Origin of the sequence: Frankia sp. CcI49, assembly GCF_001983215.1 — a bacterium.
In the GTDB taxonomy this organism is placed as follows: domain Bacteria; phylum Actinomycetota; class Actinomycetes; order Frankiales; family Frankiaceae; genus Parafrankia; species Parafrankia irregularis.
Window position 1 is genome coordinate 1 of sequence record NZ_MOWP01000030.1, and the last position, 15,427, is coordinate 15,427.

Genomic DNA, 15,427 nt, shown 5'->3' on the forward strand with positions numbered 1-15,427 from the left:
CTCCGCGGCTCCGCGGCTCCGCGGCTCCGCGGCTCCGCGGCTCCGCGGCTCCGCGGCGACGTGCTCGGGACGACGTCGCCGCGGAGCCACCGCGGTCAGTCCTTGCCGAGCTGGGGCTCCGCGGCGCGTCTGTTCGCCGCGCCATCGAGAAGGTCGGCCACCGTCCGCCGCGGTGCGTCGGAGGCGGCGGGAGCGTTCTCGGCCCCGAACCGGCGCAGCAGCTCGCCGCGGACCGCCGCCGGGTTGCCGGTGACGACGCGCTGCAGCAGCTGGTCCTTCTCTGCCGCGGGCAGTCCTGTGATCCAGATTTCCAGGCGCTCGGAACCACCCGGTGCCAGGTTGTCGAGGGGCTGGCTCGCCTCGGCGGCGACCGCGAGCAGGTCTTCGTCCAGACGCAGGAAGGTCGCCAGCTCACGCTGCGGGGCGGTGAGACTGCCCACCCCGGCGGGGACGGGTGGTTCGACCTCGTCCTCCGCATCGTCGTCGAAGGCGTTCTCGTCGCGCTCCCAGGATCCGTACGCCGCCAGCCAGGCCAGGTACAGCGCCCGGTGGTCGCCGGCGGCGAGCTCGTCGCGAAGGCCGGCGAACGGGGCCAGCGACCATTCCGCCGCGGACTCCTCGCTGTCGGCTTCATCCTCGCTCGACAGCTCGAGGATCAGGTGTTCGTCCGTCGTCCAGGCGCCGACCTGGCCGTCAACGAAGTAGGGCTCCACCGCGTCGAAGGGCAGCAGCTTGGTCGGCAGCCTGAGCAGCAGCCGCCGTGAACCCCAGTCCGCGTAGTACAGATGGGCGTCGTAGTAGGCCTCGACCAGCTCGTCGGGCTGGCCGCTGAAGTCGCCGCCGTCGTACTCGTCGACGAAGCTGGTGGCCGTGATCTGTGCCCGCTTCGACAGTGCGCGCACCTCGTCCTGCGCGTCGGTGTCGAGCGGCTCGTCGACGGCGAGGAACTCGTAGTACTGATACTCGCTCAACGCGCACCTCGCTGGCCGGTGGTTGGTGGTCGTGGTGGTGTGGTGGACGTGATGTGAACGGGGTTACCGATCCCTGCGCCCGCCTATGGGACGTCTACCACGTCGACGGCCGCGGCTTGGCAGCGGGAGTCGCTGTGGTCGTCGGCGGCCGACCGTGATCACCCGGGCGGGGGATGGGCGGCGATATCCTTGTGGGCCATGGACTCTTCCGCCGCGGAGCGTCACTGGGTTGGCTGGCATCGTCGCTACGACCTGCCGGGCTCGTCGTTGAGCCGGCGGCTGGCACTCGTCCAACGGCGGCTGCGGGAGGCACTGGAGGAGCAGCCCGCCGGAGAGATCCGAATGCTGAGCATGTGCGCCGGGCAGGGGCGCGACATCCTCGGTGTGCTGCCGGATCACGCCCGGCGCGGGGATGTGCGGGCCAGGCTCGTCGAGCTCGACCCCGACCTCGCCGCCGACGCCGAGCGCGCGGCCCGCGCCGCCGGGCTGGGCGGGGTGGAGGTCGTGCACGGCGACGCGTCGGTCACCGCCGTGTACGAGCCGGTCGCGCCGGTGCACATCGCCCTGGTCTGCGGGGTTTTCGGCAACATCGCCGACGCCGATGTGCGGCACACCGTCGAACAGCTGCCGCGGCTGTGCCGGCCCGCCGCGACCGTGATCTGGACCCGGCACCGCCGCCCACCCGATCTCACGCCCACCATCCGCTCCTGGTTCGCCGGCGCCGGTTTCGCGGAGACGGGATTCGACGGCGAGGACGGATTCCTCATGGGGGTGGGCACCCACCGGCTGGTGGGGCAGCCGCTGCCATACCAGCCGGATGTCCGGCTGTTCGACTTCGTCGGCGACGGCGAGGACGCCCACCGGTAGCCGACCGCACGGGGGCAGCAGCTCGGCCGGCAGGCAACTGCCAGATCGTCGATCGCCGAGCCCCGGGTCCAGCGGACCACCGCCGTCTCCGCCGCGACCAGTCCAGCCGGCCGCACAGTGACTCTGCTGAACGGGTAACCATCTGACTGAGTGCCGATCGCCCGAGCGCCTTGTGTGATTCATCTGAGTCGTTGACATTCAGGGCATGGATCCCGTGATCGACATCGTGCTTGAGGCCGGTCTGCGCTACACGGAGACGATCGAGCCGGGTGCGGGCGGCAGGCCGGTGCGGTTCTGTCGGCTCCTGGCCGACGGGGAAACGCCTGTCGGTGAGCTGGAGGCGCATTCGTTCCGGTGGCGGTTCGGTGCCGTGGCCGTCGACGCCGAGAGCATCGGCGGGGTGGAGGTCCAGCCGCCCTTCCGGCGGCGTGGGCACATGGGCCGGCTTCTCCGTCAGGCGTTGGCAGGGATGTCACGGCGGGTGGACGTCGCCATGGTTTCGGACGGCATCCGGGGTGTGTACGAGAAGTTCGGCTTCACCACCTGCGTGGCCGAGGGATCTCTGGAGATCCGCGTTCGCGATGTGGAACGCGCCGCGGATGCCGCCGTGGCGGCGGCTGCGGCTGACACGGCCGTGAGGCCTGGCGGTGTGCGCGTCCGACTCGGCTCGGCGGACGACCTGCCGGCGATGGTGGGCCTCTACAACGCCGCGCACGCCCACCGCCCGTGGACCCATGAACGTCGCGCGGACTGGAACCGGCTGGTACCCCGGACGACCTGGCGGCCGGGATCGGAGATCCGCGTGGCCGAGGCCGCGGGGGAGCCCGTGGGATACGCGATCCTGGCGGGCCGGTCGTTCGGCGACGGCTATTTCGGGCTGACTGTGGAGGAGATGGCGGCCCGCGATGCGGAGGCCGCCCGGTGCCTGCTCGCCGACGTCGCCCGCTCCGCCTGGGAGCTGCGGGTCAGCGACTTCCGGGTGCGGGAGCCGTTGGACGGGGTCGTCGGGCGGCTCGCGCGACAGCTCGGCTGCGCGTACCACCAGGAGTTCCCGCCGACCGGCGGGATGATGGCGGCGATCCTGAACCGAGCCGAGCTGCTGGCCACGCTCGAACCGGAACTTCGGCGGCGAGACGGCGGGGCGGCCACCGGCACCGCGATGGACGAGCTGGTGGGCGGCGAGCTCATCCCCGACAACCGGCTGCTGGTGCGCCTGCTCCTCGGATACTCCTGCGCGGCCGAGACGACCATCCCGCAGCGCCACCGGCGAACCTGCGCGGCGTGGTTTCCGGGCGGTGCCACACCGGAGCTGCCGATGCCCTATGCGCACGTTCTGGACCGGTACTGACCACAGGCGTGGCTTACGAGGCCAGCCGCTCGCGTGCGTCGCGATCCGAGCCAGCCGGATCGGACGTGGCGGCCGGCTGGTTGATCTCGGCCCACACCTCGTCGAGGGAGAGGCACAGGACGTCGGCGATCGCCGCAATGGTCGGGAAGGACGGGGTGGCCACCCGGCCGGACTCGATCTTTCGGAGTGTCTCCGGTGAGACGCCTGCCGCCAGGGCGATGGTGAGCATCGAGCGCTCACCGCGGGCTCGCCGGAGGAGGGCACCGAGGCGCTGGCCGCGCTCGACCTCGGCGGCAGTGAGCGGCAACCTGACCACGGGACCGATTGTAATACCGGTATAGTATGGCCGGGATAATTATTGGGGATGTGTGGGAGGGGTGCCGCGCGTGATCGAGATCCTGGACCCCGCCAGACTGGCCCGGGCGAAGGAGGCAGGCGCCCTGGTCGCCGACATCCTTCAGACGCTGAAGAGCCAGACCGTGGTGGGTACGAGCCTCCTGGACATCGACCGCTGGACGAAGGCCATGATCGTCGAGGCTGGCGCGGAGTCCTGCTACGTCGACTACGCGCCGTCGTTCGGGCGTGGGCCGTTCGGCCACTACATCTGCACGGGCGTCAACGACGCCGTGCTCCACGGGCTGCCCCACGACTACCGGCTCGCCGACGGCGATCTGCTCTCGCTCGACCTCGCCGTCTCGAAGAACGGCGTCGCCGCGGACTCCGCCATCAGCTTCGTCGTGGGCGAGTCAAAGCCCGCGGAGAGCGTCGCGCTCATCGACGCGACCGAACGCGCGCTGCACGCGGGGATCGCCGCCGCCGGCCCCGGGGCGCGCATCGGCGACATCGCCCATGCCATCGGCTCCGTCCTCAGTGCGGCCGGGTATCTGATCAACACCGAGTTCGGCGGTCATGGCATCGGCTCGACGATGCACCAGGACCCGCATGTCCCGAACACCGGGCGGCCCGGCCGTGGCTACAAGCTGCGCCCCGGCCTGATGCTGGCCCTGGAGCCCTGGATCATGGCGGACACCGCCGAGCTCGTCATCGATGCCGACGGCTGGACGCTGCGCAGCGAGACCGGCTGCCGGACGGCACACAGCGAGCACACGATCGCCATCACCGACGACGGAGCCGACATCCTCACCCTGCCAAGGCTCACCGTGCCGGGGCACACGCGGCCGTGAGCCCCGCCGGGACGTCCCGGCGGACGTCCCGGCGAAGCCGCGCTGGAACAGGTGTTCAGATCGTTGTGACCATGCCGCCGTCGATGACCACGTCGGTTCCGGTGATGTTGCCGGCGGTCCCGGACGCGAGGAACAGGACGAGCTCGGCGACCTCCTCAGGGTGGGTGAACCGCTCGGTCGGCGTTCCGGCGACCGCGGCGGCCCGCACGGCGGCGGGATCGATCGCCTGCGCTCGCCCCACCGTCTCGGCGACGCCGCCGGGGCCGAGCCACAGCGCGGTTTCGACCGGCCCAGGGCTGACCGTGTTGACCCGGACCCCACGCGGGCCGAACTCCTTCGACAGGGATTTGCAGAAGCTTCGCAGCGCCGCCTTGGCCGCGCTGTAGTCGACGACGTCGGGATCGGGCAGCGAGGCGTTGACCGAACAGACCGTGACGACGGTGGACGGAGCGGACCGGAGCAGGTGCGGGAGGGCCGCGCGGGTCGCGCGCACAGCCGAGAACAGGTTCATCTCGATCGCCCACTGCCAGTCCTCGTCGGTGACGCCGAGGAATCCTTCGGTGCGGGGATGGACTCCGCCGACGTTGTTGACGAGCACGTCGACCCCGCCGAAGCGGGCCACGGCCGCGTCGACCAGGGCCTGGCATCCGGCCGCGGTGGTCAGGTCGCCCAGAACGACCATCACGTCGCCCTGGTCGGCGAGGGCCGCCAGTTCGGGGGAGCCCGCCCGCGCTCCCGCCGCGACCTGCGCTCCCTCCCGGACCAGGCCCTGCACCACCGCGAGCCCGATTCCCCGGCTGGCTCCCGTGACGATGACGGCCTTGCCGGCCAGCCCGAGATTCACAGCGACTGCCGCCGCAGCCAGGCCAGGCATTCCTCGGCGACCTCACGCCAGCCGGAATCGATGGTCAGCGAATGCGACCGGTCGGCGAACTCCAGGATGTCGGTGACGGCCGAGGAGTGGCGGTACTGCTTGAGGGTCGCGCGGGTGACCGTCTCCGGGACGGTGTTGTCCTTGCCACCCGCGATCAGCAGCAGCGGGCCGCGGTTCTCGTTGCCCGTCGCGACCTGAGCCGGCGAATGCGGGCTGAAGTTGGCGGCCGCCGCCTCGAACAGCGGCCGCCCCGGCGCCGGGATCGCCCAGTGCTCGAAGAGATCCTCGGATTCCTCCGCGGACACGGCGCTGGCGAACGCGAACCGGAACTGCTCCGCGGTCAGGGAGACCGTGCGGTTCCGGTTGGCCGGATTCTTGAACACCGGCAGCGTCGCCTTCAACGAGGACAGCGGTACCGGCAGGACGCCCTTGATCTGCGCCGCGTCGATCGCGATGGCGGCCAGCGCCCGATCCTGCCCGAGCAGCTTCTGCGCGATCATCCCGCCGAACGAGTGCCCGATCAGGATGGGCGGCGACGGCAGCTTGTCGATGACGGCGGCGAAGTGCTCGGTGACGTCGTCGATGCCGTGGCCGGCGATCGGCTCCGGATTGGCTCGGGTCGCCTCGACTGTCTCGCCGTCGCCGGGCCAGCCCGGGGCCTGCGGGTCGTACCCGGCGTCCCGGAACAGATGCAGCCAGGGCTCCCAGGAGCTCGCGTGCAGCCACAGGCCGTGGATGAACAGCACCGGCGTCGCCATCGTTCACTCCCTCATCGCGTGCTCGGCGGCCGACGCCGAGCCGTCGGTGTGAACCTAGAACGGTTCGGGCGGGTACGGCTTCGGTCGCGGACCGAGTCGATTCACGGGAGGAGACACGGGGACGTCCAGCTGGCTAGCGTCATCTGACCGAATCCGATCCCGGCGGGCGTGGCTGCGGGGCGCCGGACGTCGCGGTTCCGCCGGAAGTCGCGGTGACGTTGGATGGCGTGGTGCCGCTGGTCAGCGCGGTGCGCAGCTGTGCCCGCGAGGTGATGCCGAGCTTCGGGAAGATGCGGTAGAGGTGCGAGCCGATCGTGCGATGGGACAGGTACAGGCGCTGCCCGATCTCCCGGTTCGACAGGCCCTGCGCGGCCAGCTCGGCGATCTGGGCCTCCTGCGGTGACAGCAGTTCGCTCGGGCCGACGGTGGGCAGCCAGCCCTTCTCACCGGTCGCGCGAAGCTCCTGGTCGGCGCGTTCGGCCCAGGCTCGGGCACCCAGGGTGTCGAAGGTGTCACGAGCTGCCCGCAGCATCGTTCGGGACTCGACGAGCCGGCGGTGCCGGCGCAGCCACGAGCCATAGGCCAGCTCCGCTCGGGCCCGATGCCAGGGCAGGCGGCGCCCGCCGCCGTCGAGGGCCTGCTGGAACAGCACGTCGGCGGTCGTGTCGTCGGCCAGGACCGCGCGGGAGTACTCCAGGGCGATCCTCGCCGCGGGCGAGGGATCACTCCCGGCGAGGTGCTCGATGGCGACCAGCAGGGCACGTCCCTCGTCCTGGCGACCGGTGTGGACGGCGGCTTCCGCCAGGTAGCTCAGCGTCCAGACCTGTTGGGCGCGCTGGAAGGCCGGATCCTCGGGATCGAACACCCGTCGCAGCTGCCCGTAGGCCTGTTCGTAGCGGGCTGAGCCCAGCTCGGCTAGGCCGCGGGCGAACTGGACACCCGCGAGCAGGGACGACGTGGCGATCGGCGTCCGAACGGCCACCCGCTCAGCGGCGGTGAGCAGTTCCGCGCCCGGGCCGTGGCTGCCGCGGATCGCTCCGATGGTGGCGATCGCGATCCGTGCTGTCGCCGCCCACAGGGTCTGGCCGGTCTCGTCGGCCAGCCGCATCGCCTCGTCGGCCGTGCGCGCCAGCTCAAAACCGCCGAGGTAGATCGCGGCCCAGGCGCGGATCGCGAGGGCCTCGGCGAGCAGGCTCAACCGGCCCTGAGAGCGCAGCGCGTCGACCGGTGTGGAGAGGAACTCGACCGCGCGGGCGAAGTCACCCGTGCAGAACGCGGCGATACCGAGCAGGCCAGCCGCCTCCGGCCGGCCGTGCGCGTCCGAAGGCCAGTGGGCGAGCTGGCCGATGACGAAGGATCCGCGTTCGTTCGATTCGGCGAGCGCGCAGACGGCCAGCAGCCGCGGATCGTTCTCCGGCAGCGACACCTGCTGCACCGTGCGGACGATCTCATGACGGACGTCCGCTCCAGGGTCGCTCCACCACACCCGCCGGGCGGCGCCGACCAGAAGCTGCATGGCAAGGTCCGGATCGCTGGTGCGCAGGGCCTGCTCGGCCAGCCGGATCAGCCGCCGCACCTCCGCCGATTCGCCCGAGCAGCCGTCATCGAAGACGCCTTCCAACCATGCCAGCCTCGACTGGTCCCGGGGGCGAAGTGCCATCCCGGCGACCTGCCTCCTGATCTGCTCGACCTGGCCGAAACGGCCCAGCTCGAACGCGATCTCCGCCGCGTCGAGCAGACGCGCCCCCCGCGCCGACGGATCGGGGCTGAGCGCTGCCGCTCGTCGCAGCCAGGACACGGCTGACACCAGGGCGCCACGCCGGAAGGCGTTGCGGGCCGCCTGCTCGAGCTCGGCGGCGATCCGCTCGTCGGCCGCCGTGATCGAGGACGCCCGATGCCAGGCGGCCCGGTCGGGATGCGGACTGGAAAGGACGCTGGCCAGCGCGGCATGGCCGGCCTGCCGCTGCGCGAGCGGCGTCGCGTGCCACAGCGCCGAGCGGACGAGGGGATGCCGGAAATGGGCGACCGTGCCGTCGGAGATCAGCAGACCCTCGTCGAACGCCGGCTGGCTGGCCTCGAGACCAACCGTGGCACCCCCGACGATGCTCGCCGCGGCCAGCATCTCCGCCAGATCCGTGCCGTCGTCCAGCGCGGCGACCATCAGCAGCGTCCGCGTCGCGGCGGGCAGGTGCGCGACCCGGGACACGAAGGYGCGCTCCAGCCGGGTCGTCATCGGCAGCTCGTCGGACAGCTCGGTCCACCCGAACCGGCCGGATCGCATCGCCACCGGGAACTCCTGCAGCGCCAGCGGATTGCCCCGGGCCGCCCGCAACACCCGCTCGCGCAGTGCCGGTGTCAGGTCCGGCGCGTGCTTGTCGACGAGGGCCGAGGCCGCGGAGGTGTCGAGGCCGGCGACAGTCACCCATTCCATCGACGGGTCGTCCGTGAACGGTGCGGAGCCGGCCCGTACCGAAGCCAGCACCATGACCCGCTCGCTCTCGACGCGCCGGGCCACGAACGCCGCCACGTCGACCGACGGCTCGTCCATCCAGTGCAGGTCGTCGAGCGACAGGAGGACGGGTRCCTGCCGGGCCGCGTCCACCACGAGCTCCAGCACGGCGAGCGCGATCAGGAACGGGTCCGGTGACGTCAGGTCGCTCATACCGAAGCCGGACAGCAGGGCGTCCCGCTGCCGTGCCGGCAAGGTGGCGCTGCGTGCGAGTACCGGTCGCAGCACCTGATGGAGGCTCGCGAACGGCAGGTGCGTCTCCGATTCGCTGCCCCGTGCCGTCAGCACGGTGAATCCACGCGCGCGGGCGTCCTCGACGACSGCGGCCTGCAGCGCGCTCTTGCCCACGCCGGCCTCGCCGACCAGGCCGACCCCGCAGCCCCGCGACTCGATGCGGCTCAGGCGATCGCGCAGGTCGCCGAGTTCCTTCTCCCGGCCCAGCAACAAGCCCTCACCTGCCATCACCCCAGCATGATGGCGCAGCGGCGGGAAACGCCAAGACGGCATCGTCGACCGGACACCCGGTTGCCGGAGTCCGTCCACTGCCGGCACCACCGCACGGACCGGCCCCGAAGGGCGGCCCGTGCGGTGGCCCAGGGGATACCGATGCCTAGACGGATGTTCCCTTGCCGGCCTCCGCCGGCTCTCCCGCCTGCTCCTTCGTCTCCGTGGCGTCCTCGTCTTCGTCCTCGTCCGCGTCGGCGGCGGCGTCCGTGGCGTCCGTGTCCGCCTCGTCGTCGTCCGTCCCGGCTGTTGCCGTGGCGGTGTCGTCCGTCACGCTGTCGGGAGCCTCGGCGGTTGCCGCGGGCGCCGGCGCGGCCGGCGGACGGGCCGGTGAGGTGGCCGCGCGGTAGATCCAGCCCTGCTCGTCCGCCCACAGCAGCAGGGGCGGCAGCACGATCAGGGCGGAGAGCAGCGCGACGCCGACGTTCAGGGCCACCACGAGTCCGAAGCCACGCAGCAGCGGCAGCTCACTGAACGCCAGCACCACGATTCCGATGACCGCGGCCAGTGCCGAGACCATGAAGGCGCGGCCGGTTCTGGTCGCGGCCTCGTCGATCGCGGCCTGTGGGCTGCGGCCGCGTTCACGCTCCTCGAGGTGCCGGATGACGATCAGCGTGGTGAACTCCGTACACAGCGCGATCACCAGTGGTCCGCCGACGGCGGTCAGCGGGCTGAGCTCGAAGCCGGCGGCCCAGGAGATGAGCCCGGTGAGGCCGACCGCGATCAGCACCGGAACCATCGACACCAGGGCCCGGACGAGGTTCAGGTGGCGGATCAGCAGAACGAGGAACACCGCGATGAGCGCGTAGTAGGTGAGCTCGGCGCGGTTCTTCTCGAAGTTCTCCAGCAGGCCGGTGCCGACGACGGCCAGGCCCGACGGGGTGGCCCGCACGCCCTCCGGCGGCGCCACGGTGTCGCGGATGTCGTTGACGACGACGGCCCGCTGCTCCAGTGACCCCGGGCCGGTCCGGAAGATCAGGTTGAGCGATTTTCCGTCCAGGTTGACGGTGCTCTTCCTGATCGCTTCCGGCGCCACCTTGTAGGCGCGCTCGATGTCGGCGCCGGTCGGCGCCACCAGCGTGGTGTCGGGGATCTCCATGAGGAAGCTGACCGTCGTCACCAGGCTGGACGCGGTGACCAGATCCCCGGGGTGCTCCTCGAGCTGCTGGTAGGCGAAGTCATGGACGAACTTCACCGTCTTGTCGTCGAAGACGTCGCCGGACTGGATGTAGATGCCCAGCTCGCTGCTGGAGCCGGTGCGCGCCTTCAGCGTCTGGATGTCCTTCACGACCTGGGAGTCCTGGTTGACCCACTTCTCCGGGTCGGTCTGGACCTTCAGGTTGCCGTCGGCGAACACCCCGCCGACGAAGACCCCGACCGCGGCGACGACGAGGGGGATGGCGGTGAACCGGGGGAGGGAGCCGAGGACGAGCACGGTCCGCCCGAGCGGCCCGTGGGAGTAGTCCTTCGGCGGGGTGGGCCTGCGGCGCTCCCGGAAGCCGAGCGAGGCGGCCAACAGCAGCACTGTCGCGACGACGATGACCGGCAGGCCGATCGCGAGCAGAACGCCGAAGTCGCGGATCATCGGCACCTGGCTGAACTCCAGGGCGAGGAAGGAGACGATGCCGGCGACGGCGGCGAGCACCAGGGCGGGCATCAGCCGGCCGAGTGCCTCGGCCACCGGATGCCCGGCCCGGTCGAGCTGTGCCTCCTCCTCGACCCGGCTGTGCAGCTGGACCGCGAAGTCGATGCCGACGCCGAGCAGCACCGGCAGGCCGGCGATCGTGACGATGGACAGCGGCACGTCGAGGTAACCGGCGAGCCCGAAGGCCCAGACGAGCCCGACGCCCACCACCCCGAGCGGCAGCAGCCGCCAGCGCACCGCGAAGGCGACCACCAGCAGGACGGCCATCAGCAGCAGCGAGATGCCGCCGAGGGTGAGGAACCCACCGCGCAGGTAGTCGTTGATGTCGCGGAGCAGCGCGGCGGCGCCGGTGGTGACCACCTCGGCGTTGTCGAACGTGAGCTCCTTGGTGGCCGCTTCGGCCGCCGAAGCGCCCTCACCCTCGTCCGCGATCGAGGCGTTGCCCTGCAGCCGCACCACCATCTGCGCGGTGCTGTCGCTCGGGAAGAACGGTCGCAGCGACTTGCGGATGGCGCCGGTGTTGTCGTGCAGGAGGAAGTCGACCCACTCCGGATCATCGAAGACGCGCCGCTCCGCGGGGATCTCGTTGATCCGTTGCAGCGTCTTCAGCGAGTCCTGCAGCCGGCGGTCCGCGGACGCCGGGTCGGGGTCGCGGTCGCGGGCACCGAGCAGGATCTGCCCGGCCGCGCTGTTGATCGGGTTCCCGTCGTCGCTGGTGACGAGGTTGTGGGTGAACTCCAGCGCGGTCAGCGGAGTGACCACGGCGGTGATGCGCGGGTCCTTCTCCAGCTTTGCGGACAGCGCGCGGAACTTCTCGACGTTGCCGGTGGTGAACAGATCCTTCAGCTCGGAGCCGGGCTTGACGGTGAACAGGCTGATCATGGCCTGGCCGCCGAAGAGATCCTGGTAGGCGACGTTGTCCTTGGCGACCTGGGAGTCGGAGTTGAGGTAGTTCTCCTGTCCGGTGGTGAACTCCAGGCGCGGTAACCCGAGACCCAGGACGACGGTGACCACTGCCACAACCGCCGCGACGATGCTCGTCCGCCGGCTCAGTGTCTGCCCGATGCCTGACCAGAAGGGTCCGGTCGGACCGGGGACAGGGCCGGGTCCGGTGTCTGGGGGCGCGGTGGACTCGGAGGGCACTTGCGCGCTCGACATCAGCATGCTCCGCAGCTGTGGTAGTGGGCCAGGGCTCGACGGGAAGTCTCTGTCGTTCGTTGTACAGGGCTGTATAGCGCAGATCACATCAAGTTAGCTACTCGTGGGTAGTGTTGACTTTCATGTCGATCTGTGCATCTCGGCGGAAATGGCTGGTCGGGTGCGGTGGTCCGTTGAAAGAAGTTGGACGTAGTTGTCGGGCCATCGGCTGCGGTGTGGCCCTCGGGGTGTCAATGGAAGTTACCGGCAGGTAGCCTGTGGATGCGCCTACTGGCGAGTAGGAACGTCCGTGTGGCGCCCCCGCGGCGTGTCCGAGCGGCCGAGGGGCCGGGTGGTCGTGCGGTCGAGTGGTCGTGCGGCCTCCGTGCGGCGGGAGTGCGGTGGCAGCGAGGTGGCAGCGAGGGGAGGGGCCGTCCATGGGGGCACTACCGGAGCAGCCGCCAGCCGCGCTCGCCCGCGCATCGCGCCGAGTCGGCCGGGTGCCGGGCGAGCCTGGCCTGACCGGCGTGCTCGCCACGGCCGAGAACCTGCTCGGACAGCTGGTGGCACACGCGGTCGACGCGATCTGGGCGCAGGTCCCGGCTTACCGCACGAGCACGGATGGGCAGCTGCGTGGGGATGTGACCGCGCATGTGGAGGCTGTGTTCCGAGCGTTGCTGGCCAGCGTGGCGGAGCAGCGGCCGACCCGGGCGGAGGATCTCGCGCCCACCCGGGCGCAGTCGCGTCGCCGGGCCAGACAGGAGATTCCGCTCGCCGACCTCCTGCAGGCGTTCGTCGTCGGCCAGCTCACGCTCTGGGAGGCAATGGTGGCGGCCACCCGCGCCGACTCCGGTGCCCGCGCCGCGACGCTCGCACTCGCCGCCGATGTCATGCGCCTCACCGAGGCCGGGACCGCGGCGGCGGCCGAGTCCTATCTGGATGAGCAACAGTTCCAGCTCGCGGACAGCGACCGCCTGCGCCGGGACGTCCTTGAGGATCTGCTGGCCGCGCGCGAGCTGCCGGACGGCCCGAAACGGGCCCTGCTGCGCTCGGTCGGCCTGGGAACGCGGACCAGGCTGGTGGCCCTGTCCGCGGTGCCCGTGGCCCCGTTGTCGGCTGACCAGCAGTTGCAGGACGCCGCTTCGACTCTGCGCAGAGCGGTGGTCCGCGGCGGCGCCGGTCTGGTCGTGGTGCGGCAGGCGGAGATCGTCGCGGTGTCGCCCGTCCCCGCCTGCGCGGCGGAGGTGGTGGAACGCCTCGAGGCGTTGGTGGATGCCCTCGGCCGGGACGGGGTGCGCCTCGCGGTGGGTGTCAGCGCCGTGCATGACCGGCTCGCCGAGCTACCCGACGCCTATTCGGAGGCTTGCCTCGCCCGAAGAAGCCTGGGTGAGCACGGCGGGGTGGTGGTGCTGCCCCTGCTGTCCAGTTTCGACTATCTGCTGATGCGGGACGACTCCCTGGCGCGCCAGCTCGTGCGACCGGCGGTGCGGCGGTTCGTCGAAGAGGACTCGGCGTGCGGCTCAAGGCTGATAAAGACGTTTCTCGCATACACCGCCAGCAATCTCAACGCGAAGACCGCGGCCGAGCTGCTGCATCTGCACGCCAATACGGCCTACTACCGGCTGGAGCGCATTGCCGAGCGCACCGGATGTGACCTGCGCTCCGTCCAGGACGTGATCGAACTGGTCGTGGCCATCCGCCTGCTCGCGCCCGGCAGTGTGGTGCGGCGGCCGGAGCGGCCCGGCGGGCGGTCTGTGGACGAGTCACAGCCGACTTCGTGACCCGGCCACTAGCTCGCCGGACAGGTGAAGGAACAGAGTGGTTACCGGAACAGAGTGGTTTACGGGAACAGAGTGGTTACGCGCCCCACACACGCGGTCTCACGGAGGTGCTCGTGCTCAACTTAGCCGTGTTGCTCGAGGACAGCGCACGCACGGTTCCGGATCGGACCGCCATAGTCTTCGACGATCGCCGCTGGACGTATCACGAGGTGAACGCGATGGCGAACCTCGTGGCCGGCGCACTGGTGGATCGAGGCATCAAAGCGGGGGACCGGGTCGCGTTGAGCTGCCCCAACCTGCCGTACTTCCCGGTCGTCTACTACGGGATCCTCAAGGCGGGCGCGGTCGTGGTACCGCTGTCCATCCTGCTCACCGAGCGGGAGATCTCCTACCATCTGAGTGATTCCGGTGCGCGGGCCTTCTTCTGTTTCGAGGGGGCCGACGACCTTCCCATGGGCGAGCGCGGGCTGGCCGCCTTCGATTCCACTCCGGGGTGTGACCTCTTTGTTCTCCTCGCGGCGGACCTGGCGGCACAGGCCGGCCGGGTACCCGGCGAGACGCTCCTGCAGTTCGCCCAGACGGGCTCGCCCGACTTCACCACCCGGCACACCGCCGAAACCGACACCGCGGTCGTGCTGTACACCAGCGGAACCACCGGCAGCCCGAAGGGCGTAGAGCTCACCCACAGCAACCTGGTGCACAACGCGTTGATGTGCAGCCGGCTCTTCAACGTCCAGGAGGACGATATCCAGCTGGTGGCCCTGCCGCTGTTCCACACCTTCGGGCAGACCGTTCACATGAACTGCGGATTCGCCACCGGCACCACCCTGGTACTGCTGCCCAGGTTCACCGCGGAGAAGGCACTGGATCTTCTCGAGCGGGAGAATGCCACCGTCTTCGTCGGTGTTCCCACCATGTACTGGGCTCTGCTGAACCACGTGGCCGCCACCGGGTACGACGTCGCGGGGGTCTGCGCCAACCTCCGGCTCGCGGTGGCCGGCGGCTCGTCGCTGCCCATGGAGGTCCTCACCTCGTTCGAGGAGCGCTTCGGGGTTCCGGTTCTGGAGGGCTACGGCCTGTCCGAGACCAGCCCGGTCGCCACGTTCAACCGCCTGGACCGGCCGCGCCGGCCCGGTTCGATCGGCCTGCCGGTCTGGGGTGTCGAGATCCGTGTCAGCCGGGACGACGGCACCGAGGCGGCGGTCGACGAGCCCGGCGAGATCTGCGTCCGCGGGCACAACGTGATGAAGGGCTACCTCAACCGCCCGGAGGCCACCGCGGAGGCGATCGACCCGCAGCAGTGGTTTCACACCGGAGATATCGGAACCAGGGATGCTGACGGCTACGTCTACGTGGTCGACCGCAAGAAGGACATGATCATCCGAGGTGGTTTCAACGTCTACCCGCGGGAGGTCGAGGAGGTCCTTCTCACCCATCCCGCGGTCAGCCTGGCGGCCGTGATCGGCGTTCCTCACCCCAGCCACGGCGAGGAGGTGAAGGCCTTCGTCGTCCTGCGGGCCGAGGCCGAGGCCGAGGCGACGGAGAAGGAGCTGGTCGACTGGTGCCGCGAGGTCATGGCCGCGTACAAGTACCCGCGCATCGTCGAGTTCATGGAGTCGCTGCCCATGACCGCCACCGGCAAGATTCTCAAGCGAGCCCTGACACCAGGGAAGCCGCATACCGGCACACGGTGCTGAGTTCATTTCTGATTTCGTTGAGCCTTTTCCTTCTCACGTCTGTCCGGCCTGTGGTCGCCGGCCGGAGCCGACGACGGAAAGGCTCATTCCTCCGGAACGGGGCTGGGTGAATCGATGATGAAGCACATCCTGGACGCGATCATGACGGGCGG

At 70.4% G+C, this 15,427-nt stretch carries 11 protein-coding genes; 5 read left to right on the plus strand and 6 right to left on the minus strand.

Annotation, left to right across the window (positions count from 1 at the left end):
- Positions 1-95: 95 nt before the first annotated feature.
- Positions 96-971 (minus strand): hypothetical protein, encoded by an 876-nt coding sequence (locus tag CcI49_RS27190; RefSeq protein WP_054564430.1) that lies wholly within the window; start codon positions 969-971, stop codon positions 96-98.
- Positions 972-1,169: 198 nt separating this feature from the next.
- On the opposite strand from CcI49_RS27190, the gene CcI49_RS27195 reads away from it, so the two are divergent.
- Complete coding sequence (locus CcI49_RS27195; RefSeq protein ID WP_076830684.1) at positions 1,170-1,838, plus strand: class I SAM-dependent methyltransferase; 669 nt, start codon at positions 1,170-1,172, stop codon at positions 1,836-1,838.
- Between the two features lie 205 nt (positions 1,839-2,043).
- Entirely contained in the window at positions 2,044-3,186 is a 1,143-nt protein-coding gene (locus CcI49_RS27200) for a GNAT family N-acetyltransferase (protein WP_076830687.1), read from the plus strand.
- Between the two features lie 13 nt (positions 3,187-3,199).
- On the opposite strand, the gene CcI49_RS27205 is transcribed toward CcI49_RS27200, so the two are convergent.
- Positions 3,200-3,502 (minus strand): helix-turn-helix transcriptional regulator, encoded by a 303-nt coding sequence (locus CcI49_RS27205; RefSeq protein ID WP_054564424.1) that lies wholly within the window; start codon positions 3,500-3,502, stop codon positions 3,200-3,202.
- Positions 3,503-3,572: 70 nt separating this feature from the next.
- Between CcI49_RS27205 and map the strand changes: the two genes are divergently transcribed.
- On the plus strand, positions 3,573-4,370 hold the full coding sequence (gene map, locus CcI49_RS27210) for a type I methionyl aminopeptidase (RefSeq protein ID WP_076830690.1): 798 nt from the start codon (positions 3,573-3,575) through the stop codon (positions 4,368-4,370).
- A 55-nt stretch (positions 4,371-4,425) separates the two neighbouring features.
- Here the strand turns inward: map and CcI49_RS27215 are convergent, their stop codons facing one another.
- The 4 genes from CcI49_RS27215 to CcI49_RS27230 all read right to left on the minus strand — a co-directional run bounded on the left by CcI49_RS27215 (position 4,426) and on the right by CcI49_RS27230 (position 11,818).
- Entirely contained in the window at positions 4,426-5,214 is a 789-nt protein-coding gene (locus CcI49_RS27215) for an oxidoreductase (RefSeq protein WP_076830704.1), read from the minus strand.
- Entirely contained in the window at positions 5,211-6,002 is a 792-nt protein-coding gene (locus CcI49_RS27220; protein ID WP_076830693.1) for an alpha/beta hydrolase, read from the minus strand. The genes CcI49_RS27215 and CcI49_RS27220 overlap by 4 nt, the downstream gene beginning before the upstream one ends.
- Before the next feature lie 139 nt (positions 6,003-6,141).
- A complete protein-coding gene (locus CcI49_RS27225; protein ID WP_158230816.1) occupies positions 6,142-8,973 on the minus strand; it encodes a LuxR family transcriptional regulator in 2,832 nt (943 codons plus the stop codon).
- 148 nt (positions 8,974-9,121) lie between these two features.
- Positions 9,122-11,818 (minus strand): MMPL family transporter, encoded by a 2,697-nt coding sequence (locus CcI49_RS27230; RefSeq protein WP_076830707.1) that lies wholly within the window; start codon positions 11,816-11,818, stop codon positions 9,122-9,124.
- Between the two features lie 416 nt (positions 11,819-12,234).
- On the opposite strand from CcI49_RS27230, the gene CcI49_RS27235 reads away from it, so the two are divergent.
- Both CcI49_RS27235 and CcI49_RS27240 read left to right on the plus strand, forming a co-directional pair.
- Positions 12,235-13,578 (plus strand): helix-turn-helix domain-containing protein, encoded by a 1,344-nt coding sequence (locus tag CcI49_RS27235; protein WP_076830701.1) that lies wholly within the window; start codon positions 12,235-12,237, stop codon positions 13,576-13,578.
- Positions 13,579-13,691: 113 nt separating this feature from the next.
- On the plus strand, positions 13,692-15,275 hold the full coding sequence (locus tag CcI49_RS27240) for a long-chain fatty acid--CoA ligase (protein WP_076830711.1): 1,584 nt from the start codon (positions 13,692-13,694) through the stop codon (positions 15,273-15,275).
- Positions 15,276-15,427: the final 152 nt, after the last annotated feature.

Bases quoted from the DNA above. Each gene is read 5' to 3' on its own strand.
- CcI49_RS27195 (WP_076830684.1), top strand. From the start codon at position 1,170: ATGGACTCTTCCGCCGCGGAGCGTCACTGGGTTGGCTGGCATCGTCGC.
- CcI49_RS27200 (WP_076830687.1), top strand. From the start codon at position 2,044: ATGGATCCCGTGATCGACATCGTGCTTGAGGCCGGTCTGCGCTACACG.
- CcI49_RS27220 (WP_076830693.1), bottom strand. From the start codon at position 6,002: ATGGCGACGCCGGTGCTGTTCATCCACGGCCTGTGGCTGCACGCGAGC.
- CcI49_RS27230 (WP_076830707.1), bottom strand. From the start codon at position 11,818: ATGTCGAGCGCGCAAGTGCCCTCCGAGTCCACCGCGCCCCCAGACACC.
- CcI49_RS27235 (WP_076830701.1), top strand. From the start codon at position 12,235: ATGGGGGCACTACCGGAGCAGCCGCCAGCCGCGCTCGCCCGCGCATCG.